Here is a 24835-nt window from a genome sequence, read left to right as displayed (position 1 = left end):
CGTGAACGCTTTCTATCTTGGATTCCGCATGTATGCTCTCATATGGCTAGGTCTTGCGTTTCATGCAGCTGCTGAAGCTATTCTGCCGCTATCATCAGGAGTGCTGTGGCTCCTCACTTTTTGTGTGATTTGTCTTTATACATTTTTCATATACAAAAGGTTTTTGCCTCAGGTGAGTGGTTATGTGATGTTGGGCGCTTTTGTGCTCTTTACCTGTGCAGGTCTACCCCTTTTTCTGACGCAAGAAAATGGATTAAGCTTTCTTTTAGTTTTGATCATCCTCATGACAACAGATATCCTTTCATTGAAGATGATGCAGACGGAGAGACGATTAAACGGGCGGCTTCAAGAGCTGATCAACGCAGAATCAAGAACCAATGAATTGCTGCTTGAGCTGCGCAGTAAACATCATGAAACAGCTAGACATTTAAATGCCTTTTCCGCGACGAACGACGAGCATGAGATCAAGGATTTGATTCAGCAATACGTAAAACATTTCCCTTGGATGAAAGGAGAAAATGCATATTTGGCCTCAACCCTGCATTCCTTTTTTCAACGGGCTGAAAAAGAGGACATTGCCCTTTCTCTAGACCTTCAAGCACCTTTTTCATCGCTTCCCTTTTCTAAGGCGGATCAGGTTAGTTTCACTGGAAACTTGCTTGATAATGCCCTAGACGCAGCGATTGAAGCGAAGCAAGCCGGGAAAGAGGGCAGCATCTCGATTACGACCTCTATTCGGAGCGGGCTCTTTTTAATCCATTGTGAGAACAGCACAAAAGGAATGGAAAAACACGTGTTAGACCATTTGTTTAAAAACTTTGGCCGCTCGACAAAAGGCGGGGATCATCAAGGAATGGGCACGTATATCATTCATCAGCTTGTTGAAAAGGCAGACGGTACTCTTGATTTCACTTACCGTTCTCCACATTTGCGGCTTGTCATCAAAATCCCCCTCACGATGTCATAAAAAAAAGGTGCAGCTAAGCACCTTTTTTGATTAAGAGAAAATGTGGTCAATTTGATTGATTTCCTCTTTTGTTAATTGAACTTCGTTTGTTTTTAGGTTTTGCTGAACTTGCTCAGCTCGTTTTGCACCTGGAATAATGGCGTCGATGCCGTCCTGTGCTAAAAGCCAAGCGAGTGCGACGTGTGCCGTTTCGGCGTTCTTTGATTGCGCAATTGCCTTCAGCTTGTCTACTTTTTCGAGGTTTTGAAGGAACGCCTCGCCTTGGAAAAGCGGATCTTTTGCTCGAATATCATCAAATGTCGCATCCTTCGTAAATTTACCAGTCAACAAACCTGACGCCAACGGGAAATACGGAATAAAGGAAATACGATGCTCGACGCAGTATGGGAGAAGATCCTGCTCTGCCTCACGTTTCATCAAAGAATACTCTGACTGAAGCACATCTAAGTAGCCATCTCGATTAAAGGCTTGAAGCTGTTCAAAATCAAGATTTGATGCACCAATGGCCCTGATTTTCCCTTCATCCTTCAATTCCTTTAATGTGCCTGCTACTTCTTCCAGCGGTGTCCGGCCGTCCGGGAAATGCATATAGTATAAATCAATATAATCTGTTTGCAGTCGTTTCAGGCTATTTTCGACCTGCTCTCTTAAAAAGTCTCGGCTGTTATCCAATTCAATTTGTCCGTTTACTTCTTTATGAGCCCCCTTTGTCGCAAGGACAAGGTTTTCTCTACCGCCTCTTTTGGCAATAATCTCACCAATCAACTCCTCTGAACGGCCCAGCCCATAAATAAAAGCAGAATCTAAGAAATTGACACCTTGATCAAGAGCTGTCTCCACAAGCTCTCGTCCAGCATCTTCACTCAGGTTCGGGAACAAATTATGTCCACCTACCGCATTCGTACCAAGCCCTATCGGATTCACCTGTAAATTAGTTCGTCCAAGCGTTACCTTTTTCAAAAGCTCATCTCCCTTATCTGCTTAATCATCCTTATTTTCCCATGAATCCTTTCCAACATTCAAGTATCCTGCTCTCTGAAGCACCAACACCCTCACTTCAAGATTTTTACGTAAAAAACATTTAAAACCGATAATAAATCTACAAATTAATTCTTATTGACCGGTATATTAGACTTACAAAATTCCTTTTATTATTGGTTTTCGTGTAAATTTCTTTCAAAGATAGGGACTAAAACCTATTCCTCATCATGATTGAATTTCGATAGAATGAAAAGTGCAAATCGTCATAAGGAGATTTTCCCCTGCAACACCCGAATATACCATCCTATCTGTTTCTTTTTTCATAGTCAGATAGCGGGAATGAAATGACGAAAGAAAAGCAAAGGAGCATCAACTGTGAATCTTAAAAAAATAAGTGCACTCCTCATGATTTCGTTCGTGATGATCATCTCTGCAGCTTGCCAGAGCTCAGCAAAATCAAGCAACACTGATCAAAAATCAACAAAAACAGCAGAGGTAAAAGTCGATAGCTACGAATATACGTTACCAGAAGACTCAACAACTACGCTAAGAGACAATGAATTGGTGCTAAAAATCAACCTGACGATTACAAACAAAGGTGACAAAGCTCTATCATTATATAGCTCTGACTTCTCCCTTTATCAGGACGATGCCAAAGTATCTGATTTAAAATTTTACGGCAGTAAAGACCGTCTTGACCTCGGTTCATTGAACAAAGGCAAATCACAATCAGGCGCTCTTTATTTCCTAGTAGACAAAGGGAAAAAATATCAGTTCGTGTACCAAGACAGCATCAAGAAAAACAGTGATTCGATCGAAATCGACCTAGATGGAAACAAAATACTGGATACAGCAAAAAAGCTGGATAATCCTGCAAAAGCACTATCCGCTTATACTGATATCATTGTGTTTGACAAAAAGAACGATCAATTTGCAGATTTAACAGGTGACAACCAATCCGATGTCGTGAATAAATACCACGACATGTTCGTAAAAGACTTCAAAAGAAGCGCTGGGATGTACGGCAATGAAGTAAGTGACCGTGATATCCTGTCTATGTACAAACGGATTCAAGACACCATGAAGGATAAAACCAAAGTAGAAACAAGTGTAAAAACCATCTCTAATGACGAGGCGAAGGTTGTCGCTCAAGTAACAGGCATTGATGCTTCTAACTTAAAAGACAAGCTGGACAAGCAAAGAGACGAGTTTTACAACGGCAAGATCCGCTCTAAAGAAGAATTGTATAAGAAAAGCTTAAACTTGTACGCATCTGAATTCGAAAAGCTTCCTCCAGTCTCCAGCCCGGCTGAATACGAAGTGAAAATGAAACGTAATGGGGATGGTCAGTGGAAAATTGACCTTAACGATTACAATACATCGCAGTACATGAGCGGTTTTATTAAAACAAGATAATCATGAACTAAAAAAGACGCTGGCCCAATGAAGGTGCCGCGTCTTTTCTGATGCTATACAGTCGCCTCTTGTTCTTCTTTCACCGCTTTTTCAATATCTTTAAAACGGCTCGATACAGTAGACGCACTAATGCCATACTTTTTCGCTATTTGCGCTTGAGAAAGCGGGGCATCGCTTGCAAGTGAGTGAATGTAATATTCGATTCCCGCAGCAAATGATGCTGCTTTACGGATCACAGGTGATTTCTGATCACAATAGGCTTTCCACACAGTTAAAGCGCCATCAGTCAAGCTTTGGTCCCCGTGTTCCTTCATTCCGTCTTCAATCAGCTTAGCTGTTTCCAGTTGAACGTCACTCGCCCAGTCCATGCGATCTGCTGTTAGACCTGTATCGCCTTCTGTTTGAGCAGATGTTTCTGATTCTTCTACTTCTTGCTTTGCAAACATGCACTTCAACACGTCAGGGAATGATTCTCTCATAAATGTGTTGCGCGTTCCTCCATTTGCTTCAAATGCTTCAACAAGCTGACGAACTTGAAGAAGAAGCGTATCTGTAAACTCTTTCGCAAACATCGTATATTGAATGAAAAACTCTGCTTTTTCTTCAAATTGAACAGGGAATCCAAGCACGAGACTTCCCTTTTCAGGCAGCACTGTTTGATCCGGTTTTACATCTACTTCAACCTTTTCAGCTGTCACCATATTCTCAAAGTAAAGAGACTCGTCCGTTTTTTCATTTAATAAAAGCAAAGATGGCTCCATGTCTGTCCATGATTGAACCACTTGTTTTGTTTTCGGACGGGTAATATCCTCCGCTTTCTTTGTCAGGAATTCTTGGAAGATGGTTTCTTTCTGATCCGTTAATGGACGGAAGAAGATGCCCCATACACTCAAATGAAAGACTGAGATTTGTTGCGTTTCTTTATCCATATCTGCAAGAAAAGAAAACTCATTAATGAATTGATTGATGGCTTTCTGATGTTTAGAGAATGCGTAATTCATTAAATCCTTTTGAACTTGTACAGCTTCCTTAAACACAAGCTCAGACGTTTGTTCTCCGCCTGACTTTTGACCACAGCAATGTTTATATTTTTTTCCGCTTCCGCAAGGGCAGAGCGCATTTCGTTTAATTTTTCCCAAAATAAAACCTCCGACATTCTAGTCTAACCTCACTATTTTAACAAACGATTGCACAAGAGAGTTTTATTTTCAAGAAAAAAGAAAAATCAGAATGATCAGTTAAATAATAAAGATACTTGAAGATCACGACAGATCATAGGAATAGCGGTCTTTTTCTGTTTATTTTCTCCAATCATTCCAATAGATTTTCTTCAGCTCATTCCCTCAAATAGCTGCTTTGCTTCAAAATAAAAGATTTGAACAAACTTCTTCGTATTGACTCTGCCCGTTGATCCTGTGGATGAAGAGGTCTTCTGCATTTCTTTCATTCTTTGGCTGACATCGGTAAAGTCAAAAAACTTCGACGCATAGTGCTCAAACTTAGGATTCGAGAAATCTGTTAATCCTAGTGAAGCAAAATGATTCAAGGAATGATGAATAGCGCGTCTAATCCGCTGCTCTGCCGCTTTCACTTCCCTCATCACTTCTACATCGGTCGCCCCATGATCCAGCTTCCTCTCCGCTGTTTTGATAAAGAGCTGCTTTAGCGGCGGGAAATTGACCTCATGAGAATTGGCTGACTGTGTTTCATATAAGTAGATCAGGATCTCTAGTAAATCCTTAGATCCGCTCTCTCCAACAATTCCTAGTTCGGATAAGAGAAATTCCCCCGCCTCTTTCATCGTCCTTTTCTTCAACCCAGCACCCGTTGTATTATGAGAAGTCACTGGCTCTAACGGCAGCACATGGCGAAGGGAAGCTTGAATATCGTAAATCGATTTCTCCAGCTTGATCCGCTCTATGACTTTTCGAATCACACTGACGATCTCAATTCGATTGACAGGTTTATGAATATAATATTCGATCCCTAATTCATAGGCTTCTGCCATCATCTCTTTCGCCTCTACTTGGGAAATCATCATGATTTTACCTTTGAATTCAGGGTGAATATGACGAATCGTTTGAATGCCATCTCTAGCAGGCATTAAAAGGTCTATCAGAAGGATGTCTATTTTTTTTAGGTTCAATGAATGTGCTTCTAATCCCACTCCGTCATCGGCTTCATCCACGACCTCTCCCAAATCTTCATCTTCTATGATTTGACCTAAAATCGAGCGTATTGCACGATCATCATCTGCAATGAAAAATCGCATACACTCACCCTCTCTGTATTAAATTTTGTATAGGAAGGAGTAGCTGAAAAGCCGTTCCCTTTGTTTCTCTTTGTTCGATTTTAATTGTACCGCCAAGCTCTTTAACCAGCTCTTTCACATAGGATAAGCCAATCCCAGTTGATGGTGTTCCATATGCATCAAATTTAGAAGTATAGCCTGGATCAAATACTATTTCTCTCATTTTTTCAGGAATCCCCGGGCCATCATCTTCAATCCGAATCTCTATTTTATCATGACTTCCTTTCAATACGAGTGAGATCATTCCGTCATCCTTTATGGCTTCAACCGCATTTGCCATTAAATTATTAATGAGCGATAAGAAAATGAACACATGATAATCATGCAAATGAATGCCTCTTATATCAGATGTAAAGGAGATGTTTTTCCCTAGAGAGAGCGCATACTTTTCTTGAATGCGAAGGACAATTTGAACGAGCTCTTCCGCCTTCATATAGTCTTGCATATTTTCCTTAGAAATCAGCTTCGAAAGCCCAGCATAAATACGTTGATTGTCCTTTTTCACCTCATGGATTTCTCCTGCGAGCTTCAACAGCTCCTGACTCACTTTCTTCCCTGCTTCGTGTTCATGCAAGAGACGGTAAAGCCTGTATGATTCTTGCGTAATATGCTCTGTATGTTTTAACGTTTTCTTTAAATGAACCGTTTCTTCATATAAATTTGAAATGACCATCATCATATGCTCATTTTGTTTCATGATCTGCTTCTCTCTTGATTGTGCCTCATACAGCTTCATCATATTAAAAAAGCTGATTACGACAAAGCTGTGAGCAAACGCAATGAGAAACATATCACTCAGCTTTGATAGCGTCATCGTCGTATCAAACACTAAAAATTGTACAAACAGCTCAACAAAATCAGCCACTAATTCAATCATGAGACCAATGATCCCAATAAAAATAGAACGCTGTTTAAAACGTCCCGTACGGACGGCAAAGAACAAGAAAGCATATGTAAAATAAAAAAAGAAACTTGGGAATTGCTGATAAAATGATGTAGCGAGATCAGCATGATGCTGCATCAGATCTAAACCTACTCGAAAAAGCACAATGGCTGCGCCTGTTAAAAACCCGGGCAAGAACGGTCTAGATTTCCTTAAGAGTAATAAACAAAAGAAAAACGCAGGTGCCCCAAAGCTGATCCGGAACGTTTCATTCACAGGATAAAACTTCAGTTCTCCTGCAAGCGGCACAATAACCACCATAAAAATTAATATGAATGCGTCTTTTTTAACAAGCTGGTTTAAACTCAAATGACTGACATCCCTTCCCCTTTTTGCATAGCCACAGTATACAAGGAGACTCTTTTCTTCACAACGTACAAAAAAATAATTTTCACGGCTCCTTCTTTCCTCAAAATCCTTTTTTATGACTATTCACCGAGGCGCCATGGTGACCTTTCAGCTATTCAGCATTTTGGTGATTGTCTACAATAATGGGAATTGTTTAGACAATGATCGACAAACCGATTTTTATTTGTAAGTTTTTCTGTAGATTTTCGTCAGATTGTGTAGTTTCCAAGATAAATTGAATGAACAATTTTAGTGAAACTATATGTAAGCGTTTTCTGAATTTTCACTAAAAACCCTTTTTGTTTTTTCGCCGCCAAAGCCTTCATTTCAACATATATTTAGGTGTAAAGGAGTGGTACAAGCAGCGCATGACAAGTTCTTTGAAGATGTGTAACATGTTTTCGTGCCTATTTGATCGCATTTTTTGTCATCCGCCAATTCAATAGGGTACTTTTTGATTTTTGATTGGAGGAATCGTATGAAAACAGCAATTTCTAATAATACACAACACGCATGCCAGTCTTCTGTTAATCAATGGGCAGAAGAAATACGTCCGTATTACAAAAACGGACAGAATGCTGGCTACATTCCAGCACTCGGAAAAGTGAATTCCTCTCAACTTGGTATCAGCGTGATAGGCCCAGACGGATCATCTGTACGATATGGTGATTGGGACGTTCCCTTTACCCTGCAAAGTATCTCAAAAGTCATCAGCTTTATAGCTGCCTGTTTAGGAAGAGGCGTACCATACGTCTTGGACCGGGTAGATGTAGAGCCAACTGGTGATGCATTTAATTCCATCTACCGTCTTGAGATGCATAAACCAGGGAAGCCCTTTAATCCAATGATTAATGCTGGAGCTATTACCGTATCCTCCATCCTTCCCGGAAAGACTTCTACAGAAAAGCTAGCATATATTTTCGATTTAATCGAAAACTTAATAGGTAAGCGTCCCTCTGTTAATGAAGAGGTTTATCAATCAGAATGGGCAACTGCGCACCGCAACCGTGCTCTTGCTTATTACTTAAAAGAAACCAATTACTTAGAATCAGATGTCGAGGACACATTAGAAGTGTACTTAAAGCAATGTTCCATCGAGGTTACAACAGAGGACATCGCCTTGATTGGGCTGATTATATCAAGTGATGGCTATCATCCCTTTAAACAGGTCCAAGTCATTCCAAAGGATATCGCAAGACTAACAAAGGCATTGATGCTGACATGCGGCATGTATAATGCGTCTGGTAATTTTGCTGCTTTCGTAGGCGTTCCAGCCAAAAGTGGTGTGTCTGGAGGAATTATGGCTTGCGTTCCGCCAAGCGCAAGAAGAGAATTCCCATTTCAAACAGGCTGCGGAATCGGCATTTATGGTCCCGCCATTGACGATTGCGGAAATAGTATTACCGGTGTCATGATGCTGAAAAAGCTCGCAAAAGAGTGGGATCTCAGTATTTTTTAAAATGAACAGTCATGAATTCGAAGAGGTGATGTTATGAACGAAAAAGCTTTGCTATCTTATTTAACACATACAAATGATTTTATTTGGACTTATATTGTCATTGCTCTGTTACTTGGAGTTGGTGTCTACTTCACATATAGAACACGCTTCCTGCAAGTGAGAATGATTAAAGAAATGGTGCGTGTCCTGAAAGAAGGAAGAAAAGAAAAAGAAGGGATATCACCGTTCCAAGCATTTGCCATCAGTATGGCGGCACGTGTAGGAACAGGGAATATTACAGGGATTGCCATCGCCATTGCAATTGGTGGACCTGGCGCAATCTTCTGGATGTGGATCGTAGCCATTATCGGTTCTGCCTCAAGCTTTGTTGAAAGTACATTAGCCCAAGTGTATAAAGTGAAAGATAAAACAGGATTCCGCGGTGGACCTGCTTATTACATGGAAAAAGGGTTAAACAAGCGCTGGATGGGAATTTTATTTGCGATTCTGATTACAATTTCTTTTGGAATCGTCTTTAATGCGGTGCAATCAAATACAATTACTGTCGCTTTTGAAAACTCCTTTGGATTAGACCGTTTAACAGTCGGTATTGTGATGGCTGTTATTTTTGCAGCAATTATTTTCAAGGGAATCCAAGCCATTGCAAAAGCTTCTGAATACATTGTCGTTGTGCTGGCTCTAGCCTATATCGGAATTGCATTCTTTGTTATTGTGACAAATATCACTGAACTTCCTGGTGTCATCAGTACGATTGTGAAACACGCCTTCGGGTTTGAACAGTTTGCTGGTGGAACATTAGGCGGCGCATTATTACAAGGGATTAAACGCGGTCTTTTCTCGAATGAGGCTGGTATGGGTAGTGCACCTAACGCAGCAGCAACAGCTGTGACAAGTCACCCTGTAAAACAAGGATTAATTCAGGCGTTTGGCGTGTTAACAGATACATTAATTATTTGTACAAGCACAGCCTTCCTTGTCCTGTTCTCTGATGCATACAAAACAACGAACCTGCAAGGAATTGAATTAACACAGGCTTCACTCAGTCAGCACATTGGACCATGGGCCTCTGGATTCCTTGCTATCATGATTTTCCTATTCGCCTTTAGTACATTAATCGGTAACTATTACTACGGCGAAACGAACATTGAATTCCTTGGAGCCAACAAAGTTTGGCTTAACATTTATCGAATTGCCGTTATTGGAATGGTTCTTTTCGGTGCAGTTGCTACTGTTCCTCTCGTGTGGGGTCTAGCCGATCTCTTCATGGGACTCATGGTCATCGTCAACCTCATCGCCATCACCATGCTGTCTAAGGTCGCCTTTGCAGCATTGAAGGATTATACGAGACAGAAAAAAGAAGGCAAGGATCCTGTCTTTTATAAAAATGTCGTTCCAAACAATGAGAAAATTGAATGCTGGGACGACGAACCTGCTTCGTTGAAAAAGAATCGAATCGGTTAAATCAAAAAAGCTCTGGTCCTCTTGGGACTGACCCCATAAGATGAGACAAATAAAAAACACCTTCAAGTTTGAAAACGGATCGTTGTGATCCGAAAAAACATGGAGGTGTTTTTTCTATGGGGACAAGAGTGAGTTTCCCCCTCTGATCAGAGCTTCTTTCTTTAGTTCAAAAATTCGAGTATGAGTTTGTTCACCACTTCTGGTTTTTCATGATTGATCCAATGAGAAGCATCATCAACAAAAATTAGTTGTCCATTTGGGCAAATCTTCATCGTTTCCTTCGCCAGCTTTCTGCTTAAAAACTTGTCCTCCATCCCCCAGATCATGCGAACAGGTACTAAAATGCGCTTTGATATCGGCTTTTCAAAGCCGCCCTTTTTGATGGCGCGGTACCAATTCAGCATTGAGGTCATGGCACCTGGCTGCGTCCAAGCCAGCTTATAGCTTGATACATCTTCCTTCGTGAACAAATGGGGTCTTGCAGTCAGCCCAATGGCTTCATCCAGCTTTTGAAAGTGATTTTCCTGAAGAGCTGCCTCTGGCACATTCGGAAGCTGAAAGAATGCGATATAGGAGCTCTTCTTCCACTGCGGGGGATAAAATGGAAGAACCTTCATCATCACCCGCGGATGCGGCATGTTGACAATGATTAGTTTCTCTACATATTGAGAACGTGTGGATGCCAAATGCCAAGCAACTGCTCCGCCCCAATCATGACCACCCACAATCGCCTTTTGATTCGGACTAAGCGTCTTAATCAGCCCTACAATATCATCTCTCAGTTGATCTAATACATAGGATTCGATTCCTTCTGGCTTATCACTTAGATGGTAGCCCCTTTGATCAGGAACGACGACACGATAACCTGCCTCGGCTAGGGGCATAATTTGATTCTTCCAGCCGTACCAGAACTCAGGAAATCCATGTAGCAGTATAAGCAGCGGGCCATCCTCAGGTCCAGCCATTGCTGTGTGAAGTGTTACACCATTTGTTTGGATTGATTGAAATTCAATTTGCTCCATCCCTTTGCCACCTTCCTCCTTGTTCTTTATTCTTCCAACATAGCATATTTCCCATTTTTCAGAAAATAAAAGCACTCCCAAAAAAACCTTCACGAAGGTGAAGGTCCAGATTGTTGACAAAGGGCTAAAATGATCTTGATTTTAGCCTTTTGTCTTCTTTTCAGCGTGATAGAAAACCTTTGCAGTCTAGAAAGGACGAGTACTGGCGCGGAGCGAATTTGTCATTCGTGAGCACCAGCACGCAGGACTGACACCGAATGCGAGGGTTTGTCTACACGCTGAACCTTCACGAAGGTGAAGGTCTTGGTTTATTTCATATAATTCAGCACCCAGATCAACCCATTTTTGCGGTCCTGTACTTGCCCGTGAAGGGCGCCAAAGAACGTATCCTGTAATTCGACCAGTACATCTCCATCAGCTTCTAGCGCTTCATATACAGCCTTTAGTTCTTCTTCATTGTCAAACTGCATAATCAATCTGAGATTCTCGGGCTTTGGTGTGCGGTCAAACGTATCTGAAAAGTGAAGCAGCGATTCTCCAAGGTGCAGTTCTGCATGCAGCACACGGTCTTGATGTTCATTTAAAATATGAATATCACCGCCAAAAATCCCTTGATAATATTGAAGAGATTCCTTCACATCGTCTACCACAATATAAGGACTAACACTAATCATACCCCTCATCCTCCTCTTGTTCCGTCCATCTTCTCTTTTATAGCTTATCCCAAATCGTATGAAAAAAGGCACAAATCGTCAACGGATTTGCACCTTTTTCTCATGAAGATTTCGCTAATTCACTATGTTTGTTTGAATACGCTGCGTACATGAAAACACCGATTAACAGCCAAACACCAAAGTAAAGCCACGTCCGGCCTGGTAAGTTGAACATAAGGAACAAGCAGCAGCCCATTGAAATAATCGGCAAGACCGGCACAAATGGAACCCGGAATCCCCTCTCAAGCTGCTGATGTGTCTTTCTCAAAATGAGGACAGATAAACTCACCATTGCAAACGTCAATAAAGCACCGATATTCGCTAAATTGGACAAGTCCTTTAAATCAATAAACCCTGAAATAACAGCTGTCATGCCGCCAATCATCCATATGCTTGCAACAGGCGTATCGCTTTTGTTTGTTTTCGAAAACACTTTCGGCAAAAGACCATCTCGTCCCATCGCATAGGCAATTCGAGTTGCTGCATAATTATTGGCGAAAATCACAGCCATCAATCCAATGACCGCACCGACAGAAATAATACCGGCTACACTATTTTGATGTACACTTTGCAAGACATAGGACATCGCCTCTGTGACATTCAGTTTTGTATAGTGCACCATACCTGTCATAATCAAACAAACGACAATGTAAATGATCGTGCAAATGAGTAATGAGCCAATAATGCCAATTGGCAGGTTCCGCTGTGGATTTTTCACCTCTTCTGCAGAAGCAGAAATCGCATCAAATCCTAAGAAGGCAAAAAACACAGCAGCAGCACCAGCAATGACGCCTTCTGCACCAAACGGCATGAACGGCTGCCAATTGGATGGCTGTACATAAAACCCGCCTACTACAATGAAAAGAACAATAATACCGAGTTTCACAAACACCATGATATTATTGAATTTTTTACTTTCCTTCGTTCCTCTAGATAAGATCCACGCAATCAGTAAGGCAATGATAATGGCTGGCAGATTCATATATCCGCCTTGTTCAGGTCCCGCTAAAAATTGATGGGGAATCGAAATTCCAAACCCCTCAAGCAAGCTGTTGAAATAGCTCGACCAGCCACTGGCGACAGCTGAAGCAGTCAGCATATAAACGGACAATAACGTCCATCCCATTAGATGCCCGACAAGCTCACCCATCGTTGTATATGAATAAATGTACGCACTGCCGAATACAGGCAGTGCTGAAGCCATTTCTGCATAGCAAAGTGCTGCCAAACTGCACACAATCGCTGCGATGGCAAAGGAAAAAATGACAGCCGGCCCTGCATCCTTAGCCGCTGTAATTCCGGTTAACACCATGACCCCCGTGCCGATCACTGCCCCTATACCAAGGAGCGTGAGATCGAGCCCGCCTAGCGTTTTCTTTACCTTTTGCTGCCTGCTCTGTTCTAACAAATCGTGAATGTGTTTCTTACGTAGAATATGTCGCAAACCCTTTCCCTCCAAAACGTTAGAAAAACAAAAAATCATTCAAATTTCATTATAGCAGAATAGGTACTACGCATTCACAACCAATTCACGTAAATCTTTCTTCATGATTTTACCAAGCTTGTTTTTTGGCAGCTCCTGTGTGAAATGAATGGAGGGCACTTTGTAATCTGCCAAACGTTCCTGGCAATAGTTCACCACATCTTCTTCGCAAAAATCGACAGAATCGTCTTTTACGATATACGCACTTGGCACTTCACCATATAATTCGTCTGGCACCCCAATGACAGCTGATTCAATCACACCTGGAATTTGATCAATGACCTCTTCTACTTGGTCAGGGTAGATATTATCCCCACCGTACAGAATCACATCTTTGTATCTCCCTGTGATGAAAAGAAAACCGTCTTCATCTAGATAGCCTGCATCTCCCATATGGAACCAGCCATCTTTCAGCACCTTCTCTGTAGCGTCAGGCTGATGATAGTAGCCTAGAAAATAGAATGGGCTTCTCATAACGACTTCGCCAATTTCTCCAGCTGGCAATGTCTCCTCTGTCTCAGGGTGCATGATTTTCACTTCTACATCCGGATCCACTTTACCTGCAGAGCCCATTTTATCCTCGCCCATCGCTGGATGCCACGCACTCACAACCCATGCTTCGGTACTTCCATAGCCATGCATCATCTGAATGCCTACTTCTTTGTAATCTTTAATTAAGCGTACCGGCACCTTCGTACCGCCAGAAATCGCAATTTCAAAAGATGAAAGATCGTACGAACCGCGTTTCATTTCTTCTAGCATGTACGTGTAAGCTGATGGGAAAGCCATCATGAACGTAATTCTTTCTTTCTCAATCGTTTCTAAAATGCGCTTCGGTGTTGCATCATGTAAGAAGACAAGCGTATATCCTTCAATCGCAGCTGCGATTAGATGATTAATCGAACTCATATGATACAGAGGGTGACTCGCCAAGTACCGTTTTCCTTTCAGATCGAATCCTCGATTCCCATGTCTTGTTAAAAATTGATAGATTCGTCCATGTCCGACCATACAGCCCTTTGGATTTCCCGTTGTCCCAGAGGTGAATAAAATCATCGCTAGATCCTCTTCTGATACCTCTTCAGCAAGGTTACTTCCATCATTTGAAGCCAACATGTCTTCAAACAGCTGTGTTGTTTTCGCATTGACACCGGATTCCACCATCAGGCAATTTTCTAAAGACACATTCACTGCCGCAATGATGTCACGGAATTCACGGTCAAAAAATAAAGCCTTTGGCTCTGCTTTTTTCAAAATACCTTCCAGCTCAAAAGAAGTAAGCTGCCAGCTAAGCGGAACTGCGACTGCACCTGCTTTAATGGCTGCCAGCATAATCGTTGAAAAGTGATGATGGTTTTGACAAATAAAGCAAACACGGTCCCCTTTTCGAATCCCCTTTTGATGTAAGTAATGAGCGAGCTGGTCAATACGCTTTGCATATTCTTCAAATGTATAAGACACACCCCCGCCAGTTACCGCTTCAATTTGTGAAGAGCGTTCCATTCTGTCGTTAAGTAATGCCTGTAATGTATTCAATATCTTCATCTCCAAACGTTTGATTTACAATAGCCAATTTCCAGTGAATGGGTTGGCAGATTTTATCTCATTCACATTCTAAAATAAAACCAGCTGAAAGTAAAATCATTTCAATTTGGAATTGTTCTTTATATTAATTGATAATATAGGTAATTTTATAGCCGTCTTCCATTTTGGTTTAAATGATGATAACTATTATGATAAGATAGACCTAGTAATTGATCGGAAAATGCGAATGCAATAGGAAAAGAGGTATGGAGAATGCAACATTTCGAGCTAGAGGCAAGTTTATTAGACCATGCGCTGACAAAGTATTTAAAGGCGACGAAACAAATAGATGAAGAGAACATTCCGAAAAACGTCACGAATGTGAAAGGGTTTATTTTACGCATCATTTATCGTCATCAATCATGTACTGTGAAAAATATTCTGCAGGAAGTTTCATTATCTCCCTCTGCAACAACAACCGCTCTCAATCACTTAGAAGATGAAGGGATGATTATCCGCTCTCGAAATAATAATGACCGCCGCACTGTATGGATTGAACTCTCTGAATCAGGTGAACAAATTGCAAAACAAATGATCGACAACCGCCAGCTGCTTGTCAATCAGCTGTTCAACCACCTTTCAGAAGAAGATAAAAAAACGTTTTTTGAATTAATCGAAAAAATGATGGACGAGCCATTAAAGGCTTAGGAAGATTCCTAAGCCTTTTTCCTCTTTTCAACCTTTGCAGTCTAGGAAGGACGAGTACCGGAGCGGAGCGAATTTAGATTCGTGAGCACCGGAACGCAGACCTGACACCGAATGCGAGGGTTTGTCTACACGCTGAGGCTTAGGAGAATTCCTAAGCCTTCTTTTTTATGGCTTTAAGATGACCTTTATACAATCATCCTTCTTATCATTAAATATGTGATATGCATGAGCGGCATCATCTAACGGCAATTGGTGTGTGATGATCGCTTTAGGATCAATTTCACCGGTTGTCACTTTTTGATAGAGCTTTGACATGTAGCCTCTCGCCGGGGCCTGCCCCATTTTCAGGGTGACGTTTCTTGCGAAAAAGGCACCTAATGGGAACATATTATATAGGCCTCCGTACACACCCGTCATCTGCACCGTTCCACATTTACGGACGGCTTTTGTGGCAATTTGAATCGGTCCGATCGTTCCACCTTGTAGCTTAAGTTTCTGCTCAATTTTTTCAAGCGGCGACTTCTTCCCGTCCATTCCCACACAATCGATCACAACATCGGCTCCACCTTTGGTCAGCTCCTTTAACGTTTCTCCCATGTCGGGATCTTCTGTAAAATCAAATACTTCTACGCCGCTCATCCGCTTTGCATGTCGCAGACGGTAATCAATATAATCGACCGCAATCACACGTTCTGCCCCTTTTTGCCATGCAAATTGCTGTGCCATTAACCCAACAGGTCCACAGCCTAACACAATGACCGTATCACCTTTTTTCACACCGGCGTGCTCCACGCTCCAATAAGCAGTTGGAAGAACATCCGATAAGAACAGCAATTGTTCATCCTCCAGCTCACAATCATCTGGGATCTTAAACGGAGTGTAGTTCCCAAAAGGCACGCGTAAATATTCTGCCTGTCCTCCAGGGTAGTTCCCATATTTCTCACTATATCCAAAAAGTCCACCCGAATCGTAGTGCGGGTTTGAGTTGTCGCATTGGCTTTCTAAGTGGTGATGACAATATTGGCATTGACCACATGCAACGGTAAATGGAATAACGACACGGTCTCCCTTTTTTACTGCCGTGACATCCGGGCCAACTTCCTCCACAATCCCCATTGGCTCATGCCCAATCACGTAGCCGATTGGAAGCGGGAAATTCCCCTGATACAAATGTAAATCAGATCCACAAATTGCTGTTGATGTCATTCGGATGATCACATCTTCCCGATCTTGAATAGATGGCGCATCTACTTTCTTCACTGCAATGCTATTTTTCCCCTGATAAGTAACAGCTCTCACATGCATTTCCTCCTTTAGCGAAAATCATCTGTACATAGCTTCACCTTGAATGGATGGTTCATGCATCAGATCAGGATTATTAAAAAACAAAAAAGCCCGTCGATCGGTTCGACAGGCGCTTATTCAACCATGTGTAACGCGTTACATATTTATCCTTTTTCGATAAAGACCAAATCATATTGAGAGGAAGTCTCTCGATCAATCATTAAGTTCCCTTCTTGAATAAAATAAGGACATATACTCGGGCTTTGTGATTCTTCAAATTGCTCATACAACTGCTCAATCTTTCCAGGGAGCAGTAAAAGCAAAAATTTATTAGAATGGGACACGAATTTATAAGAGTGAATTGTATCCGGCGGTATATAGGCAAAGTCACCCGGCATCAGGCATATATCCTCTCCGTTCAATTGAAGATTCATTTTTCCCTCAACGCAATAGAGTGCTTCTGTATGTACTTGATGATAATGCGGAGGAAAATACTTTCCCTTCGCGCCTTCAATCACAAAATGACTGAACCCGCCTCCAGTTGTTTCTGTTGTTGCGATCAGCTCATGAAGCTGACCATCAATAATGTATTGCTTCCCTTCACCAGCCTCTAATACGTAGGGCTGCACCGCCTGAGGGAGCTGACTATGAAATAAAACGGAGGGCTTAGTTGTATTTGACAGCTGCCGGATACCATGCATCAATATGAGATCGCTTTCTTTTTCAGCTTGTTCAAAGCTGTCTGCATCGAAAGCATGATCGGTCATCGGCCATTCGTTCCGCTGAAGCCTTTTCCCAATTTGCTGATAGACATCTGTCATTTGTCCGCCCAACGTATATGAAATAAATCTTGTTTTGTGACTATGCATTCTGTAGCCATGGATCGTTTTGGGTGGGATATGAATATAATCGAAGGCTGTGACCATATATTTTTTACCGTCCAAGATCACTTCAAGCTTTCCTTCCAGCACAAAAATGGTTTCAAATAAGTGCTCATGACAGTGAAGTGGAAAATAAGCTCCTTTCCCACCTGTGATTAAGACAAGCTCAAACAGCTGATTCGTTTGATTTACTTCTGCCAGCACATGAACAAGCTGATTTTCCAGCCCATACAGTTTCCCTGAACCAGACACGGTATAAAAAGAGGTTCCTTCGGATTGCTTGATCGATTGCGGTTGCTCCGACATCCCATCACTCCTCATGACTAATTGACTATCTTTATTATATAGACCAATTGATATAATAGATAGACAATATGCGAGAGATTTTACTCTTCTCGCATAAATAAGTGTCTAAGGTAACATTTCACATGTTCTAACGGGGTCGTTTGTTTGAGTGCGGTGGTCATCGATAGACCCCCAATCACCATTGAATGAAGGAGAGAAGCCAGCTCATCCGCTTTGTTTTCTTCATATCCGCTGTTCATGAGCTTTTCTTTCACAAGCTTTTGCCAGCGGATCATTTCTTGTTTACATGCAGTATGAAGCTGCGTATGTTCTGGCTTGGATTCTGCCGCCAGCAAGACAATCGGAATGCCTCTTTCATTTTCTTGCTCCGTAAATCCCCGGATGATGTTTGTCATAAAGCGGTCGATGGCGATATAAGGATCATCCGAATAGGCAAAGCTTTCTTCAATTCGATTGATGACCTTTTGACTAATATATTCAACGGCTGCTATGGCTAGCTCTTCTTTTCCGTTTGGAAAATAATAATAAAGAGATCCTTTAGGCGTGCCGCTCTCTCTAATGATTTGATTCAATCCTGTCGCATGATACCCCTGTTTGCGTAAAAGAAGTGCGGCCGTTTGAATAATTCTATCCTTCGTACTCACGTGTGACACTCCTTTCCCTCCATAGACCAATGTCGTTTCAACGTATGAGTTGATTTGTTCCTTTCCAAATCGAGGATGTCTCCATCTCTGCTGCAAGCCGAAGCAGCCAATCCTCTTTCCCCTTAGGTGCTGTGACCTGTACCCCTAAAGGCATGCCCGCCTTAGTGAGATGAACAGGAACGCTCATAGAAGGCTGACCCGTTAAGTTGGCAAGCTGTGTAAATGGTGTGTAGGTCAGACTCTTTAAGAACATGTCATAAATGAGATCCTGCTGCGCTTGCATTGAGAGAGATGACACACGTAAAAGTTCTGTGATTTCTTCTTTCGAATGCATCAACTCACCAACCTTAGGAGCTGAATAGGCAGTCGCTGGTGTCACAAAGAGATCATAGGTTTGATGAAATGACGCCATTTGTGCAGCCGCCATATCCCATGCATCAAGACTTTCTGTGTAAGCAGCAGCGGTTACATTCTTGCCAGCCTCTGCCAACACCCATGCCACGATGTCTGTTTCCTCCGGATTGACTGGACGTCCTAATGAACGATTCAAGGACGTGAATAGTGCAGACATTTCTCCGCTGTTCATGACGTAGTATTGCTGCATCAGATGAATCCCATCGATTGCAGGCCCTGCTTCTTCTACTTGGTGCCCTTGATCACTCAGCCATTTCACTGTTTGCTGCACCGCCTGCTTCGCTTCCTCACTGACCTTCGTACCAACTGGAGATTCTACACTGTAAGCAATTCGCATAGAAGATGTACGTTTCACTAGATCTTCTTGATAGCTGCCGTCGTATAATGGCGTTTGGAAAGCCGCTTCAGGCTGAATGACTTGAAGCAGATCAAGAAGGGCTGCACTGTCCCGCACTGTTTTTGTAAGTGTAAAGTCAATGGATGCCCCTTGCCACTGCCTTCCTGCGCCTGGTCCTACCGGCGTTCTTCCTCTTGTTGGTTTGAGACCGAACAAACCTGTAAAGGATGCTGGAATCCGAATGGACCCTCCACCATCACTTGCTCCACCAGCAGGTACGATGCCGCTCGCAACAGCTGCTGCCGTCCCGCCGCTTGAACCGCCAGGAGAATAGTCAGGATGCCAAGGGTTCCTCGTTGGACCATGTAAAGCAGGTTCTGTTACATTTCTTAATCCGAATTCTGGTGTGTTTGTATGTCCCATCATGAGAAATCCAGCCTGCTTCAATCGCTGGACAAAGTGGGAGTCCGTTTTTGCCTTTACATCCTTTAATAATGCAGCTCCTGCTGTCAGCGGTTCATTTTCCAGCCCTTGCGATATATTTTTCAGTACAAATGGAACGCCCGCAAACGGCTGACTCGTATGTAATGTCTTGATTTCTTTTAATACTTGATCTTGTCTTGTCTGAATCAACGCATTTAGTTCAGGATTGACCTCATTCAATCTAGCAAATGCAGCTTGTACAAGCTCGTCTGGCGTTACCTGCTTATTCCGTACAAGTGCCGCCAAGCCAATCGCATCATACGTCATATACTCTTTTACGTTCATCAGCATATCCTACTTTCTCTTATTATGTTCTCTCTATTGTCTACTAGATTTGTATGAATTTCAATTTCAGGTTACTTGTAAAAAAAACTTTCTGACAAACAATATGATTCTTCTAACCATCCTTCTCATTTCTCCGATATAATAGAGAAAAAAAAGACGGAGGTCATCGTATGCAAGGGGCTATCGCCTTGAAAAAGAAAATATTCGTAGTCATCGCGTTTCTTCTTGCGTTGACAACTGCCTTGCCTTACCAATCGCAGGCAGCTGCACCGCCAAAAGAAACAGATGTCATCATCGTCTATAAAAACCAAAAAGGAAAGCAAACAGCGATTGAAGAAAGTGAAAAAGTGAACGCACAGTACATACATCTTCCCGCTGTCGCTGTGACAGCAGATGAACAAGCGGTCACGTCACTCAAAAAAGATCCCAACATCGCGTATGTCTCAAAAAACATAAAGGTCAAACTCGCTTCTTCTACGATGAAAAAAACCGCTGCCTCTACGAATCAGGATGCATTGGTTCAAAAATCTTACAACCTGCAAAAGCTGAATGTAAAGCAAGCGATAAAAGAAGGCGTCACGGGGAAAAATGTGAAGGTAGCCGTTTTGGATACTGGTATTTCTCCACATGAGGATTTAAAGATATCCGGCGGTAAATCATTCGTGAACTACACTTCCTCCTATAAAGATGATGAAGGACACGGCACACATGTCGCAGGAACGATTGGTGCCCTCAATAACGATTACGGCACAGTCGGCGTCGCTTCTGGCGCGAAGCTGTATGCCGTGAAAGTGTTAGATAAAAAGGGAGAAGGCGACTTGTACAGTCTGCTTCGAGGAATCGATTGGGCCATTAGCAACAAGATGGATATTATGAATTTAAGTCTAGGTTTTGAAGACAATATCCCTATTTTGCGTTCAGCAGTGGATGAAGCATACAAAAGAGGACTGCTTGTGGTCGCTGCAAGCGGGAATGATGGGAAGAAGAATCATATCAGCTATCCTGCCGCCTACAATAGCGTCATTGCCGTTTCTGCAACGACGGACAAAGACAAACTCGCTTCTATCTCAAATACAGGGAAAGGTATTGAATTTTCTGCCCCTGGTCAGAACGTCATCAGCACTTATTTAAAAAATGAATATTGGTATGCAACAGGTACATCACAAGCCGCACCGCATGTCACAGGCATGCTGGCACTGTTGAAGCAGCTTCATCCGAAGAAAACAAATGTTCAGCTTCGCACCTTATTGCGCAGCTATACAGTGGATCTTGGCGCAAAAGGAAAAGATCCACAATTCGGCTATGGCCGCGTGCAATATATACCACAATCAAGCTTTTTGAAGGCTGCGACTAGCGCTGTCAAAACAGCCGAAACATCTAAAAAGCAGGCAGATGTCAATCAAGCCAAAACGAAAATTGGCCGACTCACTGCAAGTAAACAAAAAACAGCACTCACTGAACGGGTGAAAAAGGTACAAGGAACCATTGATATCCGCTTGGCACGTGCAAAGGTTCAAACAGCCGAAAAAAGCAAAACACAAGGCGCCATTAAAAGCGCACAAGCGGCCATCAAAAAGTTAAACAAAGGCAAAGAAAAAACAAGCCTGCAAAATCGGCTCGACAAAGTCAAAAAACAGGTCGCCTATCAAAAGAAAGTGACAGACGCCAAACAAAAGGTCAAAAAGGCGGAAACCAAACGAACTAAGAAAACAAAAGCAGTAGCGCAAACCGCTGTCAAACAGCTAAAAGCTTCTAAAACGAAAACCAGTTTACAAAAACGATTAAACCGTATCAAGGTGTAACAGAAAAAACGATTCCTCGCTGAAAGGAATCGTTTTTTTCTATTTTAACAGCGGTGCAAACAAGCTGTGATGATATTTTCCATCAACATCTGCCCTCACTTGATCAAGTATGTTTTCTAACGAAGCCATCACACTCTCTAATGCTCGGTGCACTGAACCTTGTTCAAAATCCACTAAACTCTCTGGCAACTCATCTTCATCCAATACAAAAAAATCATCATTCGGAAGAACGAGAAGATCAACAATGAGGTCTTCAAACATGACCAGCTGGCCGTTGAACGATGTATTCCCCACAATATTAAAATAAGAACCTAGTTCCTTCCCTTGATCATCTCTCCAGAAATACATATTGTAAGGACGATCCTTCCAATAATAAGCGGTCGTATAGCTCCCTTTTGGAATCGTCAGAGCACCATCACCTGCCCTCATCGTAAACGTGTCTTCAATCTTGTGAAACAGCACAGCCTGCTGTCCCTGTGCGTCTAACAGCTGACAAGTATGTTCCACAATCTTCTGATCGTATTTGATTTTTCTCTCGATTACTTCATCCCACCGATCCGCATGTAGCGAAAACACCATGTCACAACTCCCTCTTGCATCTAGATTCTCTCTTTCCAGTATACACCGATTTTTTTTGAAAAAATAAAGGGTTGCTACATTCACATATGGAAGACTTATTGATGAGGTGAAATAAATGAACGGAATCACGATTCTTGAAAACCTTACACAGCTTGGACAAATCATCCTCATTTTTTGCGGCTTTGCCCTATATAGGCGGCTGGTGAAAACGAAGAGAACGAAGGCTATCTCCTTATGAGCGCATGTTAAAATTCTTTGTTATGTTCGGTTTAATCTCGTGGGGGATATCATATTGGGCGCTTATACTGTGGGCGTAAATAAAAAAAGAAGAGCTGTCCATCGAGGACGTGCTCTTCCTTTTATTATGCGTGATGTGATGAACCAGCTGGTTGTTCTTTCTGGATGACATATTGATAGCTTTTAACATGCGTCCCATTTTGATTCACAAATTCTTTATCTAGTGCACGCTCAAAGCCCATTCTTTCATAAAGACGAATGGCAGCCTGCATTTTATCAGAGGTATGAAGGTACAGAACATTTTCGCCCCATGATTGCGTGAGCTCAATACTTTTACGTAACAATGACTCTGCAATTCCTTTTCCTCTGACATCGGGATCTACTCCTAAAAACCGGACGATGGCTGAAGTAATGCCCATTTCGGGTTTGTCATACGCTTGCGCTGATGACCGGAACATTTGAAGCGTCCCTACGACCTGACCTTCAAGCTCCGCCACAAGCATCAGCTCCATGTTTGGATTATCTACAGCTGCTGCAAGCGCAGCAGAATAATTTTGCCAGCCTTCCTCTGTAAATTGAGGCTCATACTGTGAATAGGATTTGATTAGTACGTGTCTAATGGCCTCATGATCTTCTTTGACTGCTTGACGAATGATCAGCTCTTGCTGCTCCATGTCAGCACCTCCTGTTGTTTAATTGCCAGATATACGTATCATGCAAATACTGCATGTCGATGACCTTGTTCTTTTCTCTACTCATTCAATGTAAAGAGTCTCCTTCGAAAGATCAATTATTTTGCACGGAATCCTCTTTGAAAATTTCCATTGAAAAGGGACGCTCGATTCATTATGCTGTTTTGAGGAAGTATACGAGGAGTGTAATGTCATATGAGTTCTTTATCTTATCCCCAAGAATCGAAAAAAAACCGATTTCTCCTTGCTGCATTGCTTGGTTCTTTAACCGCCCTTGCACCGCTTGCAATGGATATGTATTTACCTGCATTGCCTCATATTGCGCGAGATTTTGAAGCAAGCACTGCTTTGTCCCAATTAAGTCTGATGGCTTGTCTGATTGGACTCGCGCTTGGACAACTGATTGCAGGTCCTATTAGTGATACGATCGGCAGAAGAAAACCGCTGATGATCGGCTTAATCATTTTTATCGCCGCATCTCTTTTATGTACGGTGGTCTCGTCGATTTGGATGTTCATCCTCTTAAGATTGATTCAAGGACTCGCTGGTTCAGCAGGCATTGTCATTGCACGAGCCATTGTGCGAGATCATTATGAAGGCTCAGAAATGACGAAATTCTTTGCACTGCTCATGTTGGTCAACGGGGTTGCTCCGGCAGCGGCACCTATTGTGGGCGGACAGATGTTACGCTTTACCACATGGCAGGGTGTATTTATTCTATTAGGCATCCTCGGGGCCTTGATGCTGCTGAGATCTATTTTTTCACTTCAAGAAAGTTTACCTGCGGAGCGCAGACAGACAGGAGGCTTTCAACAGATTGTAAGTGCCATGAAAATTTTAGCGAGTGATCGTCTCTTTGTTGGGTATGCCCTCTCGCAAGGTCTTGTATTCGCAGCGATGTTTGCTTATATTTCTGGCTCACCGTTTGTGCTTCAGGAGCTTTTTCACCTTTCTCCACAAGGATTCAGTGCTGCCTTTGCAGTGAATAGTCTTGGGATCATCACAGCTGGACAAGTATTTGCCCGAGTCGCTGCTAAAATCGGCGAAGAGAAGGTTCTTCGCATTGGATTGCTGACAGCTGCCTTAGGCGGCATCACCTTATTTTTGATGATCTCCATTGATGCAGGATTATATGGCATTCTCATTCCGCTCTTTTTTGTGGTCTCAAGCGTTGGAATTGTCGGCACCTCTGCCCCGTCTCTTGCGATGCAGCATCACGGCGCACATGCAGGAAGTGCGGCTGCCCTGATCGGTGTGGCACAAATGCTGCTAGGCGCCTGCATGACACCTCTTGTCGGACTAGCCGGAAGCCAAACAGCCTTTCCAATGGGCCTGATCATTATGCTTTGTGAACTAGGTGCACTTTGCTGTTATTTCTTCTTTGTAGCCAGAGCAAAAAAACCCGCATAAGCGGGTTTTTCAGATTGTTGACAAAGGGCTAAAATGATCTTTATTTTAGCCCTTTGTCTTCTTTTCAGCGTGATAGAAAACCCTTGAAGTCTAGGAAGGACGAGTACTGGCGCGGAGCGAATTTGACATTCGTGGCACCAGCACG

General features: G+C 42.4%; 21 protein-coding genes and 1 pseudogene. 8 read left to right on the top strand and 14 right to left on the bottom strand.

All coding sequences use genetic code 11. From position 1 onward, the window contains the following. Position 1: 1 nt before the first annotated feature. Positions 2-967, top strand: coding sequence for a GHKL domain-containing protein (locus MHH54_RS01625; RefSeq protein ID WP_342500596.1), 966 nt, complete (start codon positions 2-4; stop codon positions 965-967). Between the two features lie 30 nt (positions 968-997). Here MHH54_RS01625 and MHH54_RS01620 read toward each other — a convergent pair whose 3' ends face one another. After that, the gene (locus tag MHH54_RS01620) at positions 998-1927 is read right to left on the bottom strand and encodes an aldo/keto reductase (protein WP_106035970.1); all 930 of its coding nucleotides are present in this window, start codon (positions 1925-1927) and stop codon (positions 998-1000) included. A 396-nt stretch (positions 1928-2323) separates the two neighbouring features. On the opposite strand from MHH54_RS01620, the gene MHH54_RS01615 reads away from it, so the two are divergent. Next, positions 2324-3364: a DUF4352 domain-containing protein gene (locus MHH54_RS01615; protein ID WP_003217135.1), complete on the top strand. Its 1041-nt coding sequence runs from the start codon at positions 2324-2326 to the stop codon at positions 3362-3364. Between the two features lie 53 nt (positions 3365-3417). Here MHH54_RS01615 and MHH54_RS01610 read toward each other — a convergent pair whose 3' ends face one another. From MHH54_RS01610 to MHH54_RS01600, 3 genes are all read right to left on the bottom strand, one after another. Continuing rightward, positions 3418-4503 carry an SEC-C metal-binding domain-containing protein gene (locus MHH54_RS01610; RefSeq protein ID WP_106032909.1) on the bottom strand — a complete coding sequence of 362 codons (1086 nt, stop codon included), beginning with the start codon at positions 4501-4503 and terminating at the stop codon, positions 3418-3420. 191 nt (positions 4504-4694) lie between these two features. Beyond that, positions 4695-5636 carry a response regulator gene (locus MHH54_RS01605; protein ID WP_342500595.1) on the bottom strand — a complete coding sequence of 314 codons (942 nt, stop codon included), beginning with the start codon at positions 5634-5636 and terminating at the stop codon, positions 4695-4697. Between the two features lie 4 nt (positions 5637-5640). Next, positions 5641-6927, bottom strand: a complete 1287-nt coding sequence (locus tag MHH54_RS01600) for a sensor histidine kinase (protein WP_003216917.1) — start codon at positions 6925-6927, stop codon at positions 5641-5643. Positions 6928-7444: 517 nt separating this feature from the next. Here MHH54_RS01600 and MHH54_RS01595 point away from each other — a divergent pair. Both MHH54_RS01595 and MHH54_RS01590 read left to right on the top strand, forming a co-directional pair. Continuing rightward, on the top strand, positions 7445-8425 hold the full coding sequence (locus MHH54_RS01595) for a glutaminase (RefSeq protein ID WP_003217260.1): 981 nt from the start codon (positions 7445-7447) through the stop codon (positions 8423-8425). 33 nt (positions 8426-8458) lie between these two features. After that, positions 8459-9886 carry an alanine/glycine:cation symporter family protein gene (locus tag MHH54_RS01590; RefSeq protein WP_003216901.1) on the top strand — a complete coding sequence of 476 codons (1428 nt, stop codon included), beginning with the start codon at positions 8459-8461 and terminating at the stop codon, positions 9884-9886. A 161-nt stretch (positions 9887-10047) separates the two neighbouring features. Here MHH54_RS01590 and MHH54_RS01585 read toward each other — a convergent pair whose 3' ends face one another. The 4 genes from MHH54_RS01585 to MHH54_RS01570 all read right to left on the bottom strand — a co-directional run bounded on the left by MHH54_RS01585 (position 10048) and on the right by MHH54_RS01570 (position 14640). Beyond that, positions 10048-10908 (bottom strand): alpha/beta hydrolase, encoded by an 861-nt coding sequence (locus MHH54_RS01585; RefSeq protein ID WP_106029660.1) that lies wholly within the window; start codon positions 10906-10908, stop codon positions 10048-10050. A 308-nt stretch (positions 10909-11216) separates the two neighbouring features. Further along, positions 11217-11582, bottom strand: a complete 366-nt coding sequence (locus MHH54_RS01580; protein ID WP_003217104.1) for a VOC family protein — start codon at positions 11580-11582, stop codon at positions 11217-11219. A gap of 100 nt (positions 11583-11682) precedes the next feature. After that, positions 11683-13065, bottom strand: a complete 1383-nt coding sequence (locus MHH54_RS01575) for an amino acid permease (RefSeq protein WP_003217256.1) — start codon at positions 13063-13065, stop codon at positions 11683-11685. Between the two features lie 66 nt (positions 13066-13131). Beyond that, positions 13132-14640, bottom strand: a complete 1509-nt coding sequence (locus tag MHH54_RS01570) for an AMP-binding protein (protein WP_003216982.1) — start codon at positions 14638-14640, stop codon at positions 13132-13134. A gap of 261 nt (positions 14641-14901) precedes the next feature. Here MHH54_RS01570 and MHH54_RS01565 point away from each other — a divergent pair, with 261 nt between their 5' ends. Next, entirely contained in the window at positions 14902-15336 is a 435-nt protein-coding gene (locus MHH54_RS01565; RefSeq protein ID WP_050943332.1) for a MarR family transcriptional regulator, read from the top strand. 165 nt (positions 15337-15501) lie between these two features. Here MHH54_RS01565 and MHH54_RS01560 read toward each other — a convergent pair whose 3' ends face one another. The 4 genes from MHH54_RS01560 to MHH54_RS01545 all read right to left on the bottom strand — a co-directional run bounded on the left by MHH54_RS01560 (position 15502) and on the right by MHH54_RS01545 (position 19970). Next, the gene (locus tag MHH54_RS01560) at positions 15502-16635 is read right to left on the bottom strand and encodes a zinc-dependent alcohol dehydrogenase (RefSeq protein ID WP_003217107.1); all 1134 of its coding nucleotides are present in this window, start codon (positions 16633-16635) and stop codon (positions 15502-15504) included. A 149-nt stretch (positions 16636-16784) separates the two neighbouring features. After that, entirely contained in the window at positions 16785-17807 is a 1023-nt protein-coding gene (locus MHH54_RS01555) for a quercetin 2,3-dioxygenase (RefSeq protein WP_003217252.1), read from the bottom strand. A gap of 80 nt (positions 17808-17887) precedes the next feature. Next, positions 17888-18451, bottom strand: coding sequence for a TetR/AcrR family transcriptional regulator (locus MHH54_RS01550; protein ID WP_003217172.1), 564 nt, complete (start codon positions 18449-18451; stop codon positions 17888-17890). A gap of 37 nt (positions 18452-18488) precedes the next feature. After that, complete coding sequence (locus MHH54_RS01545) at positions 18489-19970, bottom strand: amidase (protein WP_034620783.1); 1482 nt, start codon at positions 19968-19970, stop codon at positions 18489-18491. 188 nt (positions 19971-20158) lie between these two features. Here MHH54_RS01545 and MHH54_RS01540 point away from each other — a divergent pair, with 188 nt between their 5' ends. Then, on the top strand, positions 20159-21772 hold the full coding sequence (locus MHH54_RS01540) for a S8 family peptidase (RefSeq protein WP_231953214.1): 1614 nt from the start codon (positions 20159-20161) through the stop codon (positions 21770-21772). 39 nt (positions 21773-21811) lie between these two features. On the opposite strand, the gene MHH54_RS01535 is transcribed toward MHH54_RS01540, so the two are convergent. Beyond that, on the bottom strand, positions 21812-22351 hold the full coding sequence (locus MHH54_RS01535; RefSeq protein ID WP_003216999.1) for a DUF402 domain-containing protein: 540 nt from the start codon (positions 22349-22351) through the stop codon (positions 21812-21814). Between the two features lie 115 nt (positions 22352-22466). Between MHH54_RS01535 and MHH54_RS01530 the strand changes: the two are divergent. After that, a pseudogene (locus tag MHH54_RS01530) lies at positions 22467-22668 on the top strand (hypothetical protein). Positions 22669-22713: 45 nt separating this feature from the next. Here the strand turns inward: MHH54_RS01530 and MHH54_RS01525 are convergent. Continuing rightward, positions 22714-23262 (bottom strand): GNAT family N-acetyltransferase, encoded by a 549-nt coding sequence (locus tag MHH54_RS01525; RefSeq protein WP_003217027.1) that lies wholly within the window; start codon positions 23260-23262, stop codon positions 22714-22716. Between the two features lie 213 nt (positions 23263-23475). On the opposite strand from MHH54_RS01525, the gene MHH54_RS01520 reads away from it, so the two are divergent. Further along, complete coding sequence (locus tag MHH54_RS01520) at positions 23476-24690, top strand: multidrug effflux MFS transporter (RefSeq protein ID WP_106032904.1); 1215 nt, start codon at positions 23476-23478, stop codon at positions 24688-24690. The last annotated feature ends 145 nt before the right edge of the window (positions 24691-24835 follow it).

Origin of the sequence: Bacillus sp. FSL K6-4563, from assembly GCF_038630405.1 — a bacterium.
GTDB lineage: Bacteria > Bacillota > Bacilli > Bacillales > Bacillaceae > Bacillus > Bacillus pumilus.
Note: the sequence above shows the minus strand (reverse complement) of the source record. Positions and strands in the feature narration are given on the sequence as shown.